Genomic DNA, 15,875 nt, shown 5'->3' on the forward strand with positions numbered 1-15,875 from the left:
TGACCCCGACAACCATCGGGCGGAAACTTACAACGCTGGGCCAGCTTTGAGCTGGCACGGCGTTTTTGCCAGGGCGTCGATCACGCACCGGCTTCTGGGGGAATCATGGCCAAGCCGGAATGGATGGCAACCGACGACGCACAATTCGTTGCGCAGCGCGAGCTGGGCCTGTATCACGCCTATTTCGACGCTTTCGACAGTGTTGTAGCGCGTCTGTTGGCACGCGACGACGCATCGGGTATCGCCGATGCCATGGCCGCGCTGGCCGATATCACCCGTGCCAACGTCGTCAGCCTCTACCTCAATGTGCCGGACGGCTCGGCGGCACGCATGATCGCCGCTTGGCGTGATCCCGCAACCCGGCTTGCCGCCGTTACACCAGCGCCGCTCAAACTGCTCGAGTACGCCAGCTACGCCATGCTGTCCGATACGCTGGCCGTCGGCATGGTGCTCAACAAATCGCTGCTGGAGCTGCCGCTGGCCGAGCAGATGCTGCTGGCGCAGATCGGCGCCCGGCGCATCCTCTGCATTCCCTTGCTGAACCGCGGCGAGTTGTTCGGCTTTCTTTCGTTCCTCGACGACGACGAGCGCCGCGTGCGCAGCTCGACCGAGCTCAAGCTATTGTCCATGCTCGGCAACCATGTGGCGCAGGCGCTGGTCCGGTTGCATGTCGAGGACGATCTGCTCGCCAACCAGCAGCGGCTGCGCGCCCTCGTTGGCGCCACCGAGGACATGGTGTTCGAGCTGAGCCCGGAAGGCGTGGTGCGTCAGGTCTGGTCCGGCCACCCGGCGTTGCCGAGTGCCGAGACTATCAATGGCCGGCAGATTTCGCTGGTGCTGCCGCCCGAGATGGTGCATGTGCTGACGCCTGCCATTCCGGAAGCGCTGGCAAGCGGGCGCAGCGTGACGCTGCAATGCGCGCTGCCACAGCGCGGTGTATGGCTGCATTTGCGACTGCAGCCGGTGACGGTTGGCGAGCCGCGCGTCGTGGTACTGGTGCACGACGTGACCGAGCTGGCGCAGGATGCGGCGCGCAAGAAGACCATGCTCGATACGCTCAATCTGCTGGATGAAGCGATCATCGATCTGAACCCCGCCGGAGAGCTGATCGAGGCGACGCCGGCCTGGGCCAGCTTGCGCCGGCTCGATGCGCGCAATCCGCAGCAGGATCTGGGCAAGATCTTGTCGACCTGGGTGCATCCGGAAGACCAGCCGGCCATGGCCGAGGTATTGGCCAAACTGCTGAAAAGCAACGAAGCCAGCAGCCTGCGCGTACGGCTGATGCAGGAGAAAGGCGAGTTCGTGTGGGTGGAAGCGCGCCTAATCGCGCAGCGCGGCCCGGACGGCAGCTGCCATGGCGTGCGTGGCGTGATGCGTGATGTGACCGTCGCTCACCTGAACGAGCAGCACATCACGCAGCTGGCACATTACGATAATCTGACAAAACTACCCAACCGGCTGATGCTCGACCAGGCCCTGGCGCATGCGATCGATCGCGCGCGTCGCGACGATACCAAGGTGGCGCTGGGCTTCATCGATCTGGATCACTTCAAGCAGATCAACGACGCGTTCGGCCACAAGATGGGCGACGAGCTGCTGGTCAAGCTTGCGACCCGCCTCAAGGGAGTGTTGCGCGACAACGATCTCTTGGCGCGTTGGGGCGGCGACGAGTTCGTGGTGCTGTTGCCCGATCTGACCGATACCGCACGGCTGTCCGACATCGCCGAGCGGCTGCGCCAAGCCGCGCGCGAGGGCGTGGTGCTCGATGGCATGGAAGCCAAGCCCACGATCAGCGTCGGCTTCGCGGTGTTTCCGGACAACGCCGAATCGAGTGAGGAGCTGCTCACTGCGGCCGATCACACCATGTATCACGCCAAGAATGCGGGCCGGAACAACGCCTGTTTCTACAGCGACATCCTGCACCTCAAGGCTTTGGGCCGCGAGCACGTGGCGATCCAGTCGCGGCTCTCCGACGCGATCCGCCTGGGCGGCCTGCAGGTGTACTACCAGCCCATTGTGCGCGCCAAGGGCGGCGATGTGTTCGCCATCGAGGCGCTGGCGCGCTGGCAGGACGACAAGAGCGGCTGGATCAGTCCGGAACTGTTTATCCCGATGGCGGAGAAGGTCGGCCTGATCCAGGAGCTGTCGGAGGTCGTGACGCAGCAGGCCTTCTGCAAGCTGCGCGAATGGCGGGATGCGGGTTTGGCGCAGAAGCTGATGCTCAATGTATCGCGCAGCCAGCTGTTCGCGCCGCGCTTCGTATCCAACCTCGTCGATCGGCTGAACGAGTTCCGGCTGCGCCCGTCCGACGTGATCATCGAGATCACCGAATCGGTGGCGCTCACCGACTACTCGCGCCAGCTCAAGCATCTCAAGCTCTTGGGCGCCGCTGGCTTCCAGCTGGCGATCGACGATTTCGGCACGGGCTACTCCTCGCTGTCGCAATTGCACGAGATGCCGGCACAGCTGCTCAAGGTGGATGTCTCGTTCACGCAGCGGCTGCATACCGATGAGGGTCGCCGCGTGATGCAGGCCATCGTCCAGCTCTCGCACGGGCTCGATCTCGATATCGTGGTCGAAGGCGTGGAGAACCTGGAAACGGCGCGTTTCCTGCAGGGCCTCGGCGTGCAGTATCTGCAGGGCTTCCATTTCAGCGAGCCGGTGCCGGCGGGCGTCGCCGAGCTCTGGATGCGGCTGGGGTTGTCGGGCAAGATCTGAGCGGCATGCCGCCCAAACAAAAACCCGCCGACGGCGGGTTTTTGTTTGGCAGGGAGCCCGATCAGTGCGACAGGATCTTGGAAAGGAAAGCCTGTGCCCGCTCGCTCCTGGGGCTGCCGAAGAAATCGTCCTTCTTCGCGTCCTCGACGATGGCGCCGCGATCCATGAAGATCACCCGATCGGCCACCTTGCGGGCGAAGCCCATCTCGTGGGTGACGACCATCATGGTCATGCCTTCGTGCGCGAGCTCGACCATCACGTCGAGCACCTCGTTGATCATTTCGGGGTCGAGCGCAGAAGTCGGCTCGTCGAACAGCATGGCGATCGGGTCCATCGCCAGCGCGCGGGCGATGGCGACACGTTGCTGCTGGCCGCCGGAGAGCTGGCCGGGGAACTTGGTGGCGTGAGCCGAGAGGCCGACGCGCTCGAGCAGCGCCAGGCCCTTCTGCCTTGCGCCCTCCACACTGCGGCCCAACACCTGGACCTGGGCAAGGGTCAGGTTGTTGATGATCGACAGATGCGGGAACAGTTCGAAGTGCTGGAACACCATGCCGACGCGGCTACGCAGTTTGGGCAAGTCGGTTTTGGCATCGCCCACCGAGGTGCCGTCGATCAGTATCTTGCCGGACTGGAACGGTTCCAGCCCGTTTACACACTTGATCAGCGTGGACTTGCCCGAGCCCGACGGCCCACAGACGACGACCACTTCGCCCTTCTGGACGGCGGTGGTGCAGTCGGTCAGTACCTGGAAATCGCCATACCACTTGCTGACGTTTTCGATCGCGATCATACGGTCAACCTCTTCTGCAGGCGCTTGACCAGGGTCGAGGCGCCGAAACTGATGATGAAATAGATAAGCCCGGCGAACAGCAGGAATTCGTGCAGATTGCCGGTGATGTCGCCCTGCGAGCGCGCACTGTTGAGAAAGTCCATGAGCCCGACGGCATAGACCAGCGAGGTGTCCTGGAACAGGATGATCGATTGCTGCAGCAGCAATGGCGTCATCTTGCGAAACGCCTGCGGCAGGATGATCAGCCGCATGGTCTGGCCATAGGTCATGCCGAGCGCGTACGCCGCATTGACCTGGCCGCGCGAGATGGCCTGGATGCCGGCGCGCACGATCTCGCAGTAGTAGGCGGCCTCGAACATCATGAAGGCGACTAGGCAGGAGGTGAACGCGCCGATGGGCTGGTTGGTGCCGGTGATCCAGCCGATGATGAAGGGCACCACGAAATAGAACCAGGTGATGACGAGCAGCAGCGGGATCGAGCGGAAGTAGTTGACGTAGAAGCCGGCGAGCAGGCTCAGCACCTTGTTGCTGGAGAGTCGTGCCAGCGCGAGCACCGTGCCGAGCGCGACGCCGCCGATCACCGAGAACGCCAGGAGCTTCAGCGTCAGCAACATGCCTTCCCACAACGAGGGCAGGGCGGGAACGATGGGCGAGAAATCCATTACTTACCTCCCAGCGCGATCAGGCCCGGCACGCGCACGCGTTTTTCCACCCAGCGCATGAACAGCATCAGGCCCATGTTGAGCGTGAAGTAGATCAGCGTGGCCAGCGTGAACGCTTCGAACAGGTTGGCGGTGAATTCGGCGGTCTGCTTGGTCTGCGCCAGTAATTCCATCAGCCCGATCAAGGACGCGACCGACGAATTCTTGAATACATTGAGAAATTCGCTGGTGAGCGGCGGGATGATGATGCGAAAGGCCTGCGGCAGCAGCACCTGGCGGTAGACCTGCGGCAGGCTCAGGCCCAGCGCATAGGCAGCCATGGCCTGGCCGCGCGGCAGCGCCTGGATGCCGGTGCGCACTTGCTCGCACACGCGCGCGGCGGTAAAGAGACCCAGGCAGATGGTGACACTGATAAAGGCGCTGATGGCCGGGTGCAGGTCCTGCTTGAACCAGTCTTCCAGGGGCTCGGGTAGCCAGTCGGGCACGATGAAGTACCAGACGAACAGTTGCACCAAGAGCGGCACGTTGCGGAACAGCTCAACATAGGCGCCGGCGATGCGGGCGGCGTAGCGCCCAGGCAGCGTGCGCATCACGCCGAGCAGGCTACCCAAGAGCAGCGCGATCACCCAGGCCGACAAGGCCAGTGCAATGGTCCATCCCAGGCCAGTGACGAACCAGTCGAGGTAGATTTCATTGCCGATGCCGGTGGGCTTGAAGAAAACACGCCAGTCCCAGTTGTAGTTCATGAGGGGTCCTTCCTCCGCGTGGTCGAGGCGAGGCGTTTGAAACGCCTTCTGGGGGCCAGGGTAGAAAAAATCGGCGCGGGGCGCATGGCCCGTGGCGCCGATCGATCGAGTGGTGTGCCCGCGTTACATCTGCTCAGCCGACTTGTCGGTCGGGTTGGCCAAGAGCTCCTTCAGTTCCTGGCTCATCGGGAACTTCATGTTCAGCCCCTTGGGCGGGATCGGGCTTTCGAACCAGCGCTTGTAGATGCTGTTCATCTCGGCGGATTTGAACGCGGCCTTGAGCGCATCGTCGATCACCTTCTTGAACTGCGGGTCATCCTTGCGCAGCATGCAGCCATAGATCTCGTACGACTGCGGCTTGCCGACGATGACCCAGTCATCGGGCTTCTTCGCCTTGGCCATTTCGCCGGCCAGCAGCGCGTCGTCCATCATAAAGGCGACGGCGCGGCCCGATTCCAGCATCAGGAACGATTCGCCGTGATCCTTGGCGCTGATGATGTTCATGTCGAGCTTCTTCTCGGCATTCATGGACTTGATCAGGCGCTCCGAAGTGGTGCCGGCGGTGGTGACCACGTTCTTGCCCGACAGATCGGCGAAATCCTTCACGCCAGAGGTCTTCTTGGTCAGGAGGCGCGTGCCAATCTCGAACATGCCGACTGAGAACGACACCTGCTTCTGGCGTTCCAGATTGTTGGTGGTCGAGCCGCATTCGAAATCGACGGTGCCGTTCTGCACCAGCGGGATACGGGTCTGTGAGGTGACGAGGTTGTAGCGGACCTGCAGATTGGGCAGCTTCAGTTCCTTCTTCACGTTCTCGACGATCTTGTTCGCCAGGTCCATCGAGTAGCCGATGGGCTTCTGGTTGTCGAGGTAGGAGAAGGGAATGGAGGAGTCGCGATGACCGACGACGATCACGCCGCTGTCCTTGATCTTCTTCAGCGTGCCGCTCAGCTCTTCGGCGTGGGCGCCGGCGGCGAAGAGGGCGGAAACGGCGAGGCTGAGTTGCAGCAGTTTTTTCATCTCACACTCCAAAAATGGGGGCTTTGCGTGGACGCAGTATAGGCACCCCGCTCCTGACATGCCCTCAGTGATATCCCTAGCGTGGAATGGGGTGTGCAGGGTTTTTGCGCGAAGATGTAATGAAAAAGCCGCCTTTTGGCGGCTTTTATCACGAAATTGACTGCTCGTCGAAACCGGGTCAGCCGTGCATCGGCGCCAGCACCTGCTTGAGGAACTGGCGCGCCCGGTCGTGCTGCGGGTTGGTGAAGAACGCTTCGGGTGTGGTGTCTTCGAGGATTTCGCCATGATCGAGAAACAGTACCCGGTCGGCCACTTCGCGCGCGAAACCCATCTCGTGCGTGACCACCATCATGGTCATGCCCGATTCCGCCAGATCCTGCATCACCTTGAGTACCTCGCCGATCATTTCAGGATCGAGCGCGCTGGTCGGCTCGTCGAACAGCATCACCTTGGGCTCCATCGCAAGGCCGCGCGCTATGGCGACGCGTTGCTGCTGGCCGCCCGAGAGGTTGGCCGGGTAGGCATCCTTCTTGTGGGCGAGCCCGACCTTGATCAGCAGCGCGATCGCGCGTTCCTCGGCCGCGGCGCGGCTGAGCTTCTTCACCTGCATCGGCGCGAGCGTGATGTTCTCCAGCACAGACAAGTGTGGGTACAGATTGAAGTGCTGGAAGACGAAACCGACATTCTCACGCACACGGTTGATATTGGTGCGCGGGTTGTTGACTTGCACGTCGCCGATCCAGATCTCGCCTTCCTCGACCGGCTCGAGCTGGTTGATGGTGCGGATCAAGGTCGATTTGCCCGAGCCGGAAGGGCCGCAGACGACGACGACTTCGCCGGCCTTGACCTCCAGGCTGATGTGCTTGAGCACATGGTGCTCGCGGTCGTACCACTTGTTGACCTGGGAGAAGCGGATCATGGCGTTGTTCTGTTAGGGTTTGTCCGGATTCTGGGCGGCGTGCCGGGCCAGGACAAGGCGGGAAAACCCTGAAGTCGCTCAGCGGCGCGCCAGCGCGTTGGCGATGGCGACGAACTGGCCCACTGCCAGGTTTTCCGGACGCAGGCCGGGGTCGATCTTGAGCTCGGCAAACAGCGCATCGTCGACGATGCCCTTGAGGTTGTTGCGCAGCGTCTTGCGGCGCTGGCCGAACGCCTTGACGACGAGATCTTCGAGCAGCGGCAGGTCGAGCACCTCGTGCTGCGGCGTCGGCCACGGCAGCAGGCGCACCACGCTGGAGTCGACCTTGGGCGGTGGGTAGAACGATTCGGGCGGCACGTCGAGCACGCGCTCCATATGAAAGCGCAGCTGCAGCATCACCGAGAGCCGACCGTAGTCGGTGGTCGAAGGATCGGCCACCATGCGATCGACCACTTCCTTTTGCAGCATGAAGTGCATGTCGGCGATACGGTCGGCGAAGCTCGCCAGGTGGAACAACAGCGGCGTCGAGATGTTGTACGGCAGGTTGCCGACGAGGCGCAGCTTGCCGCCGGGCGCAATGCCGTCGGCGAGCGCCCCGAAATCGAACTTCATTGCATCGACGTTATGGATGACGAGCTCGTCCGGGCTGAAGCGCTGCTGCAGGTGGGCGACGATGTCGCGATCGATTTCCACCGCGTGCAGGCGGCCGGCGCGCGTGATCAGCGGCGCGGTCAGCGCGGCCAGACCCGGCCCGATTTCGACCACGGCTTCACCGGGGTGTGGCGAGACGGCGTTGACGATATCGGCGATGACACCCTGATCCTGCAGGAAATTCTGACCGAAGCGTTTGCGGGGTATGTGCGACATGGTTCCGGTATGGCGGGTATGGAGTAGACAGCCTAGGCGATCAGCTGCGCTGGCGCTGGACCAGCTCGCAAGCCAGATCGAGCGCGGCGCGCAGGCTGCCTGGATCGGCGCGGCCGGTGCCGGCCAGATCGAGCGCTGTGCCATGGTCGACCGAGGTGCGGATCAGCGGTAAGCCTAGCGTGACATTGATGCCATGGCCGAAGCTCGCGTATTTCAGCACCGGCAGGCCCTGGTCGTGGTACATGGCGAGCACCGCATCGCCCTGCGCCAGCTGCTTGCGGTTGAAGAGCGTATCGGCCGGCAACGGGCCGATCAGCTTGAGGCCTTCGGCGCGTAGGCGATCGAGCGTCGGGATGATCACCTCGAGTTCTTCGCGGCCGAGGTGGCCGCCTTCGCCGGCATGCGGGTTGAGCCCGGCGACGAGAATGGTCGGCTCGGCGATACCGAACTTGCGCTTCAGGTCGACGTCGAGGATGCGCAGCGTGCGCGACAGCGTTTCCGGTGTGATCGCGGCGGGCACGTCGCTCAGGGGGAGATGGGTGGTGGCCAGCGCGACCCGCATTTGGCCACCGGTGAGCAGCATCACGACCTGGGCAGTGCCGGTACGCTCCGCCAGATATTCGGTGTGGCCGAAGAAGAAGCCCTTGGCCATGCCGGCATCGTTGATCACGCCCTTATGGATGGGAGCCGTGACGATGGCGGCGAAAGTGCCGTTGCCGCAGCCGGCTATTGCCAGGTCCAAGAGCTGCAGCACGTAGCCGGCGTTGGCGATGTCGAGTATGCCTGGCTGCGATGTCGCTGGGAGCGGCAAATGCAGCACCGATACATCGTCGTCCCGTTCAGGATCGAATCGCGGCCAGTCGACGTGGATACCGATGGCGGCGCCGCGCTCGCGCAATAGCGTCTCGTCACCCAGCAGCACGAGCCGGCCGGCGTGGCCGGTGGCGGCCAGTTGGGCGGCGAGTTCGGGCCCGATGCCCGCCGGCTCGCCGGTGGTGAGTGCAAGCGCCGGGCGCATCACTCGTCCTTGAGACGGATATCTACATAGGCGCGGTCACGCGCTTGGCGCAGCCAGTCGTCGTACGCCTCTTCGGATTTGCGCTGCTTGATGTCCATGCGGGCCTGGAAGCGCTCGCGCTGCTCGGTCACGTCCTGGTTGCGGCGCTCGATGACCTGGATCAGGTGGACGCCGAATGGCGAGCGTACGATGGGGCTGAGTTCACCTGGCTTCAGCGCATTGGTCGCCTGCTCGAATTCCGGCACCGTTTCACCCGGATTGATCCAGCCCAGATCGCCGCCACTGGCCGCGCTGGTGTCCTCGGAGAACGCACGGGCGATCTCGTCGAATTTGGCGCCGCTGGTGATGCGATCGCGCAGCTGCTGCAGTTTCTGGCGTGCATCGGCCTCGGAAACCAGTTCGTTGGTCTTGATCAGGATGTGGCGGGTATGGGTCTGCTGTACCACTGCGCGTTTGTCGTTGGTGCGACTGTCGTCCAGACGGAACAGATGAAAGCCGATCGGGCTGCGTACGATGTCGGTGATCTGCCCGACTTCCATATGTTGCAGGATCTCGAGGAAAGCCGGCGGCAGACTACCCGCAGAGCGCCAGCCGAGTGAGCCGCCGGCCGTGGCTTCCTTGCCATCCGAATACTGGGCTGCGACCGAAGCGAACGCTTTGCCATCCGCCAGTTCCTGGCGTGCGGCCACCAGGCGGGCACGGCGCGCCTGGATCTGGTCGGGGCTGGCGTTCTCGGGAACGCCGACCAGGATCTGCGAAATCTGGAATTGCTGGTCGGTCTTGCCGGCATTGAGCTTGAGGTAGTCGTCGACCTCGGCGTCGGTGACCTGAACCTTGTTGTCGACTTCGCGCTCGCGCAGACGGCTGAGGATGATCTCGTTGCGGATATCCTCGCGGAAGGCGCGCCAGGTGAGGCCCGATTCCTGCAGCTTGGTGCGAAATTGCGGCAGCGACATCTTGTTCTGCTCGGCAATGCGGGTAATGGCGCGCTCGAGCTGGGCGTCGTCGACCTTGATGCCGACCCCTGCGGCGTACTGGAGCTGGATCTGCTCCATCACGATGCGCTCGAGCACCTGCTGGCGCAGTATCTCTTCCGGCGGCAGCTTGACGTCCTTGCCTTGCAGGTTCTTCTTGACCGAGGCGATGCGGGAATCGAGTTCGCCCTCGGTGATCACGCCGCGGTTGACCACGGCCACCACGCGATCCATGGTCTGGACCTGCGCCTGGACCGTCGCAACGGACGTCGCCAGGAGCGTGGCAAGCAGGATGGAGTGGAACATCGTTAGAACTTTCATTGGACGATCACTGCGCTGGAGGGTAAGGGTCGGTGTAACCCGGAATGATGTTGCGCAAGGTTCCAAGCGGATTGCTACCCAAACCGCCGAGCGCGCCCAGTTGCAACATCGCGAAATAGGTCGTGTTGTAGCGGTCGCCGCTGGTGAGGTAGCGCTGAACGGCAAGGCGCAGACCCCAGCAACCCGCGTTGTACTCGGCACCGAGCAGGCTGTCGAGCGATTGATTGTCCTTGAGCGAATAGTTCATCCGCCCCACGCCGTACCAGCCGGCGCCCAAGGGCCACTGGAACGAGGCGTCGATCTGTTCGGTATCGTCGGTAACCCGGTTCATCAGGTAACGCGCATTCAAGACGCGGGCCTCGCCAGGCTGCCAGGAGAGGCTGACTTCGGAGCGCCCGCTCCTGGTGTCCTGCCAGTTGTATTGCAGCGAGTAGCTGGCGGTAAAGTTGCGCCAGATCTGCCCGCCCACGGAAACCAGCATGTCCGACTTGGTGACGTCCGCCGGCCGGCCGGGTGAACTCAAGGTCACCCGTTGCTCGGTGAAGTAAAAGCGTTGCGCCAAGGTGGCGTAGAAACGCTCGATGCCGGTCTCGCTTTCGTAGAAGCGGCTGGTGACGGCCAAGGTGAGCTGATTGGCGTCGTTGATCCGGTCGTTCCCCGAGAACTGGTTCTCGGTGAAGATTTGCGCCAGCGAGAAATCGGTTTGCCCGGAATCGAAATTGGGCAGCATCGATTGATCGCGATACGGCACGTAAACGTAGTAGGCGCGCGGCTCCAGCGTTTGCGTGTAGGCCAGGCCACGGAACGTGTCGTCGCGTTCGAACACCAGTCCGGAGTCGAGACTGAATAATGGTACGACACGTGACTCGGTCTCGGTGTCGCTGGTTTCGTCCAGCTGGTATTGCGTCGCGTGCACGCCCACCTTGGGAATGAGGAAGCTGTAGGCGTTCTGGATCGGGTAGGCGATGGTGGGATAGACCCAGGCGCGCTCGCCCTCGGTCTTGGTCGGATGGCGGAAATCCGCGTACTCGGCGTTGATATTGATCTTGGCGCCGGGGATCCACGCTGGGGCCGTGCCGAAATACAGTTGTGGCAGCCGCGCGTACGGTACCTCTACCGTGTGATCGGAATTCTGTATGGTCTGGAAACGCTGCCAGCGGGCATAGCCATACCAACCATCGCCGGTATAGTTGAACGTAGCCTCGCGGGGCAGGTTGTCGATCGACGCGATCTCGGCCTGGTTGCCGAAATCGTTGAAATAATCGTCGTCCGACACCTTTTGCGCGTTGACGGACAAGGACAGCCGATCGGTGATCTGGTGCCGATGCTGGAACAGCAGGCCGTAGCGGCTTTCGTGGGTCTCGTTATCGTTCAGGTAATCGCCACGCAGCACACCGGCATAGCTGGGCTGCAGATATCGAATCTCTCCGCCGAGCATCACGCCGCGCTTAGCCAGATAGCGCGGGTATAGCGTCGCATCGTAATTGGGCGCGATATTCCAGTAGAACGGCGTAGTCAGGTCAAGGCCATTGCGGCTGTCCAGGCTGATCGTGGGCACCAGAAAACCGGTTTGCCGATTGCCCGACAGCGGGAAGTTCATCCACGGCGAATACAGGATGGGCATACCGTAGAACTCGACCCAGCCGTTCTGGGCCATCCCTGTATTGCTGGCGTAATCGAGCGACAGCGTGCTGGCGTGGATGTACCAGTCATCATTATCGACGGGGCAGGTGGTGAAGCGGCCCTGGTCGAGCTGATAGCGATCCGGACCGTCGAACAACAACGACACCGCATCGCCCCGGCCCAGGCCTTGCGCAATCTGGTAGTCGGGGTCGGTCAAGGTACCGCGGCGCGCTTGAAGGAAGTAATCAAGGCTGCGCCCGGTGAGCAGGTCCCCCTCGCGGCGCATCTCCACATGGTCGCCGGCCGTGACGTGATCGGTTGCCACATCATACTTGGCCCAGTCGGCACGAACCTCGGTCTCTTCCTGGGTGATGATGACGTTGCCCTGCGCCTCGGCACCGTGTTGCGCATGCCCCTGCACCTGATCGGCCTCCACCTGGATAGGCGGCTGCTCCGCCTCTTCGGCGTGAAGATGGGCGGCAAGCAGGGCGAGCGTGAGCGCGGAGAGACGCAGCGGCGGTAAGGCGATCATGCAACCAGGGGCTTGGGGTAGAATTCGCGGATTCTACCGCATCCCATCGTTCGCCATGCAGCAAACCACCGTGAATCCCGCAGCCGATGCCGATCATCGCCGCAATGCCATCGCCAACTGGCTGCTTGCCGTGACCGGCGCCGCGCCCTTGTCGCTGGACATCGGCGGCTCCGATGCCAGCGTGCGCCGCTACTGGCGTGCGTGTTATGCGCAACGCAAGCTGATGGTGATGGATGCTGATCCTGCCGGTTTCGATGCCACGCCCTTTCTGGCGCGCCAGGCCGAGCTCGCCGCCGCCGGCGTGCGGGTACCCGCGGTGCTGGCCCACGATGCGGCACTGGGCCTCACCCTGCTCGAGGATCTGGGCAGCCAGGAGCTGGCGCCGCTATTGATCGATGAAGCGAGCGCCAAGGCGTGGTATCTGCAGGCGATCGATAACCTGGTCGCGCTGCAGTCCACGCTGGCGCATGCGCACCTGCCGGTGTTCGATGCCGCCTTCCAGCGTCGCGAGATGGAAATCGGCCGTGAGTGGTATCTGGGCGTGCATCTGGGGCAGGCGCTGAACGACAAGCAGCTGGCGGTCTGGGAGCGCAGCCTGGCGCTGATCATTGCGCGCAATGTGGCGCAGCCACGGGTATTCATGCATCGCGATTATCATTCGCGCAACCTGATGGTGGTCGAGGGCAAGCTTGCGCTGCTGGACTTCCAGGACGCGGTCAGTGGGCCCATCAGCTACGACCTGGTCTCGCTGCTGCGCGATGCCTACGTGAGCTGGGACGAGGGCTTCGTGCTCGATCTTGCCATTCGCTACTGGGAGCAGGCGCGGGCAGCCGGTCTACCGGTGCACGAGGATTTCAGCGAGTTCTACGCCGCGTTCGAATGGCAGGGCCTGCAACGCCATTTGAAGGTGCTGGGCCTGTTTGCCCGCCTCAAGCATCGTGATGGCAAGGAGCGCTATCTGGCCGATATCCCACGCGTATTTGGCTATGTGCGCGGCGTCTGTCAGCGCTACAGCGAGCTGACGCCGCTGGGTCGTCTGCTGCTCGATGCGCGCGGCGAGAAAGCCGAAGTCGGCTACACCTTTTGAATCCGGATCCCAGCATGAAGGCCATGATACTGGCGGCCGGTCGCGGCGAGCGGATGCGCCCGCTGACCGACCATTGCCCCAAGCCCCTGCTCGAAGTGGGCGGCGTTTCGCTGATCGGCTGGCATTTGCGGCGACTGGCCGCCGCCGGCATCACCGAGGTGGTGATCAATCACGCCTGGTTGGGCGAGCAGATCGAGTCCCGGTTGGGTGACGGTGCCGATTGGGGCTTGCGCATAGAATACTCGCGCGAGGCTACGGCCCTGGAAACGGCGGGAGGCATTGCCCAGGCGCGGCCGCTGCTCGGCGAGGCGCCTTTCCTGCTGCTCAGTGGTGATATCTACTGCAACTATGATCTTGCCGGGTTGCTGCCGGTGGCAGCGGCGATGCGGGCCGATCCGGATCGGCTGGCGCACCTGGTCATGGTCGACAATCCGCCTTATCACCCCGGCGGTGATTTCGCGCTGGAGGGCGGCCAGATTGCGCCCGATGGTGAGCCCAGGCTGTGCTACGCCAATATCGCGGTCTGCAGTCCGTGTCTCGTCGACGGCGTCGCGTCGGGCAGCGTCGCCAAGCTGGGGCCGATCTTTGCCAGGCAGGGTCGCGCGGGGCGGATAACCGGCGAATATTTCGCTGGTACCTGGCTCAATGTCGGTACGCCAGCTGATCTGGATCAAGCCCGGCGGCTGTTGCTTGGCCACTGAGCGGCGGGTCTGGGGACTGTGCTTGAGGCATGTTGCAACGCGGCGTAAGCTGACTTGGCCCGCACCCTAGGAACCGCGTATGCCGCAGCCAACCGATTTTCTCGCCGAACAACACCTGCGTTTCGATGCACTGCAGCACCAGTTGCGACAGGCCTTCGATCCGTTTGGGTTGGCCCGGACTACGTTGGATGCGCAGCAGGCGTGGTTGCGTCACCCGGACAGGCTGGTCGAAACGCTGGGTGACTGGACGACGGACTACGTGCGCTGGTCCACGTTCACCACGCGGCGCTTCTGGGGGGAGCCCGATATCGATCTGTTCCCTCCCCATCCGGACGATACCCGCTTTGCCGATCCGATCTGGCGTGATTCGCCGTTCTGGGACGGCATCAAGGAATGGTATCTATTCAATACTCGCTGGCTGCAGGATGCGCTTTATGCCACGCCGGACCTGTGTGACAACGGCTGCGCCCGCGCCGCCTTCTGGTTGCGCCAGGTGCTGAACGCCGTTGCGCCGACCAATTACTTCTATCTCAATCCAGTCGCCATGGCCAAGGCGCTGGCCAGTCACGGCGAGAGCGTTGCGCAGGGATGGCGGAATTTCGCGCGCGACCAGAGCGCAGGCGATATCGCGATGACCGACATGTCGGCGTTCAAGGTCGGCGAAAGCCTGGCGACCACGCCGGGCGCCGTAGTCTATCGCGGGCGCCTGCTGGAAGTGATCCACTACGAGGCAACGACACCGACGGTACACAAGGTGCCGCTGGTGATCGTTTCGCCGTGGATCAACAAATACTATGTGCTCGACCTCGACGCGAAGAAGAGCCTGGTTCGCTACCTGGTCGATCAGGGGCATTCGGTATTCATCACCAGCTGGAAGAACCCTGGTGAGGAGGAGCGCGAGCTGGCCTTCGACGATTATATCGTCGACGGGATCGATCGCATCGTGCAGGTCGCCAAGGAAGTCAGCGGCAGCGAGCAGGTCAACCTGGCCGGCTACTGCATAGGCGGAACATTGGTCGCGACCTATCTGGCCTGGCTGGCGAAGCGGGACGCGGCGGGCCAGATCGCTAGCGCCACCTTGCTGACTTCGCTCACCGATTTCTCCATGCCAGGGGATATCGAGGTCTTCCTCGACGAAGAGGGCCTGGCGTTCGTCGAGAACACCATCCGCCGCAAAGGCTATCTCGATGGCAAGGAGATGGCGGCAAGCTTTCGCATGCTGCGCGCCAACAGCCTCGTGTGGAACTACTGGGTGAGCAACTACCTGCTCGGTGAAACGCCGATGGCGTTTGACGTGCTCTACTGGAACATGGATACCACCCGCATGCCGGAGCGCATGCACTGCTATTACCTGCGCGAGTTCTATTTCAATAACAAGCTGACCCAGCCCGACGCATTGACCATCGCTGGCGCGCCGATTGATCTCGCGCGCATTGCCACGCCGCTCTTCATGGTCAGTACCGAAGAAGACCATATCGCGCCGTGGAAGCAGACCTGGAAATTGATCGACCGGGTGCAAAGCGACGTAACGTTCACGCTATCGACCTCCGGCCATATCCTTGGCATCGTCAACCCGCCACGCCCCGATTCCAAGCGTGCCTACTGGCAAGGCGGTGTTACAACCGGCCAGACGGACGAGGAATGGAAGGGTGGCCAGCAGAAGCAGGCGGGGTCATGGTGGCCCAGCTGGGTCGAATGGCTCGGTTCACGCTCGGGCGCCCAGGTCAAACCGAAGCTCGCCAGCCGCAAGCACGCCAAACTGTGCGATGCGCCGGGTCACTACGTGCTGGAATAAGCCCGAACGCGTCGTGTATCAGAACAAAGCCGCCCTTAAGGGCGGCTTTGTCGTGGGTGTCTTTAGGCAGTAGCGGCCAGCAACGCGCTGTTTGACTGTCTG

At 62.8% G+C, this 15,875-nt stretch carries 13 protein-coding genes; 4 read left to right on the forward strand and 9 right to left on the reverse strand.

Translation table 11 applies throughout. The annotated features are described in order from the left end of the window. Nucleotides 1–105 precede the first annotated feature (105 nt). On the forward strand, nucleotides 106–2,718 hold the full coding sequence (locus NLI84_RS17835) for a sensor domain-containing phosphodiesterase (protein ID WP_255992154.1): 2,613 nt from the start codon (nucleotides 106–108) through the stop codon (nucleotides 2,716–2,718). Nucleotides 2,719–2,779: 61 nt separating this feature from the next. Here the strand turns inward: NLI84_RS17835 and NLI84_RS17840 are convergent, their stop codons facing one another. From NLI84_RS17840 to NLI84_RS17880, 9 genes are all read right to left on the reverse strand, one after another. Then, the gene (locus NLI84_RS17840; protein ID WP_255992155.1) at nucleotides 2,780–3,508 is read right to left on the reverse strand and encodes an amino acid ABC transporter ATP-binding protein; all 729 of its coding nucleotides are present in this window, start codon (nucleotides 3,506–3,508) and stop codon (nucleotides 2,780–2,782) included. Continuing rightward, nucleotides 3,505–4,170, reverse strand: coding sequence for an amino acid ABC transporter permease (locus tag NLI84_RS17845; RefSeq protein ID WP_255992156.1), 666 nt, complete (start codon nucleotides 4,168–4,170; stop codon nucleotides 3,505–3,507). The genes NLI84_RS17840 and NLI84_RS17845 overlap by 4 nt, the downstream gene beginning before the upstream one ends. Then, complete coding sequence (locus NLI84_RS17850) at nucleotides 4,170–4,916, reverse strand: amino acid ABC transporter permease (protein WP_255992157.1); 747 nt, start codon at nucleotides 4,914–4,916, stop codon at nucleotides 4,170–4,172. The genes NLI84_RS17845 and NLI84_RS17850 overlap by 1 nt, the downstream gene beginning before the upstream one ends. A 123-nt stretch (nucleotides 4,917–5,039) precedes the next feature. Beyond that, nucleotides 5,040–5,936 carry a glutamate/aspartate ABC transporter substrate-binding protein gene (locus tag NLI84_RS17855; protein ID WP_255992158.1) on the reverse strand — a complete coding sequence of 299 codons (897 nt, stop codon included), beginning with the start codon at nucleotides 5,934–5,936 and terminating at the stop codon, nucleotides 5,040–5,042. A gap of 178 nt (nucleotides 5,937–6,114) precedes the next feature. Further along, nucleotides 6,115–6,855 carry an amino acid ABC transporter ATP-binding protein gene (locus NLI84_RS17860; RefSeq protein WP_255992160.1) on the reverse strand — a complete coding sequence of 247 codons (741 nt, stop codon included), beginning with the start codon at nucleotides 6,853–6,855 and terminating at the stop codon, nucleotides 6,115–6,117. Nucleotides 6,856–6,933: 78 nt separating this feature from the next. Continuing rightward, nucleotides 6,934–7,722 carry a 16S rRNA (adenine(1518)-N(6)/adenine(1519)-N(6))-dimethyltransferase RsmA gene (rsmA, locus tag NLI84_RS17865; RefSeq protein ID WP_255992161.1) on the reverse strand — a complete coding sequence of 263 codons (789 nt, stop codon included), beginning with the start codon at nucleotides 7,720–7,722 and terminating at the stop codon, nucleotides 6,934–6,936. A 40-nt stretch (nucleotides 7,723–7,762) separates the two neighbouring features. Further along, on the reverse strand, nucleotides 7,763–8,740 hold the full coding sequence (pdxA, locus tag NLI84_RS17870; protein ID WP_284699984.1) for a 4-hydroxythreonine-4-phosphate dehydrogenase PdxA: 978 nt from the start codon (nucleotides 8,738–8,740) through the stop codon (nucleotides 7,763–7,765). Continuing rightward, nucleotides 8,740–10,020: a peptidylprolyl isomerase gene (locus NLI84_RS17875; protein WP_255992163.1), complete on the reverse strand. Its 1,281-nt coding sequence runs from the start codon at nucleotides 10,018–10,020 to the stop codon at nucleotides 8,740–8,742. The genes pdxA and NLI84_RS17875 overlap by 1 nt, the downstream gene beginning before the upstream one ends. Nucleotides 10,021–10,042: 22 nt before the next feature. Continuing rightward, nucleotides 10,043–12,190 carry an LPS-assembly protein LptD gene (locus tag NLI84_RS17880; protein ID WP_255992165.1) on the reverse strand — a complete coding sequence of 716 codons (2,148 nt, stop codon included), beginning with the start codon at nucleotides 12,188–12,190 and terminating at the stop codon, nucleotides 10,043–10,045. A 55-nt stretch (nucleotides 12,191–12,245) separates the two neighbouring features. Here NLI84_RS17880 and NLI84_RS17885 point away from each other — a divergent pair, with 55 nt between their 5' ends. From NLI84_RS17885 to NLI84_RS17895, 3 genes are all read left to right on the forward strand, one after another. Further along, on the forward strand, nucleotides 12,246–13,277 hold the full coding sequence (locus NLI84_RS17885) for an aminoglycoside phosphotransferase family protein (RefSeq protein ID WP_255992166.1): 1,032 nt from the start codon (nucleotides 12,246–12,248) through the stop codon (nucleotides 13,275–13,277). Between the two features lie 14 nt (nucleotides 13,278–13,291). Further along, nucleotides 13,292–13,978 (forward strand): N-acetylmuramate alpha-1-phosphate uridylyltransferase MurU, encoded by a 687-nt coding sequence (gene murU / locus NLI84_RS17890; protein ID WP_255992167.1) that lies wholly within the window; start codon nucleotides 13,292–13,294, stop codon nucleotides 13,976–13,978. Between the two features lie 79 nt (nucleotides 13,979–14,057). Further along, nucleotides 14,058–15,773, forward strand: coding sequence for a PHA/PHB synthase family protein (locus NLI84_RS17895; protein WP_255992169.1), 1,716 nt, complete (start codon nucleotides 14,058–14,060; stop codon nucleotides 15,771–15,773). Nucleotides 15,774–15,875 lie beyond the last annotated feature (102 nt).

The sequence above is a fragment of the Chitinolyticbacter albus genome, from assembly GCF_024437655.1.
GTDB lineage: Bacteria > Pseudomonadota > Gammaproteobacteria > Burkholderiales > Chitinibacteraceae > Chitinolyticbacter > Chitinolyticbacter albus.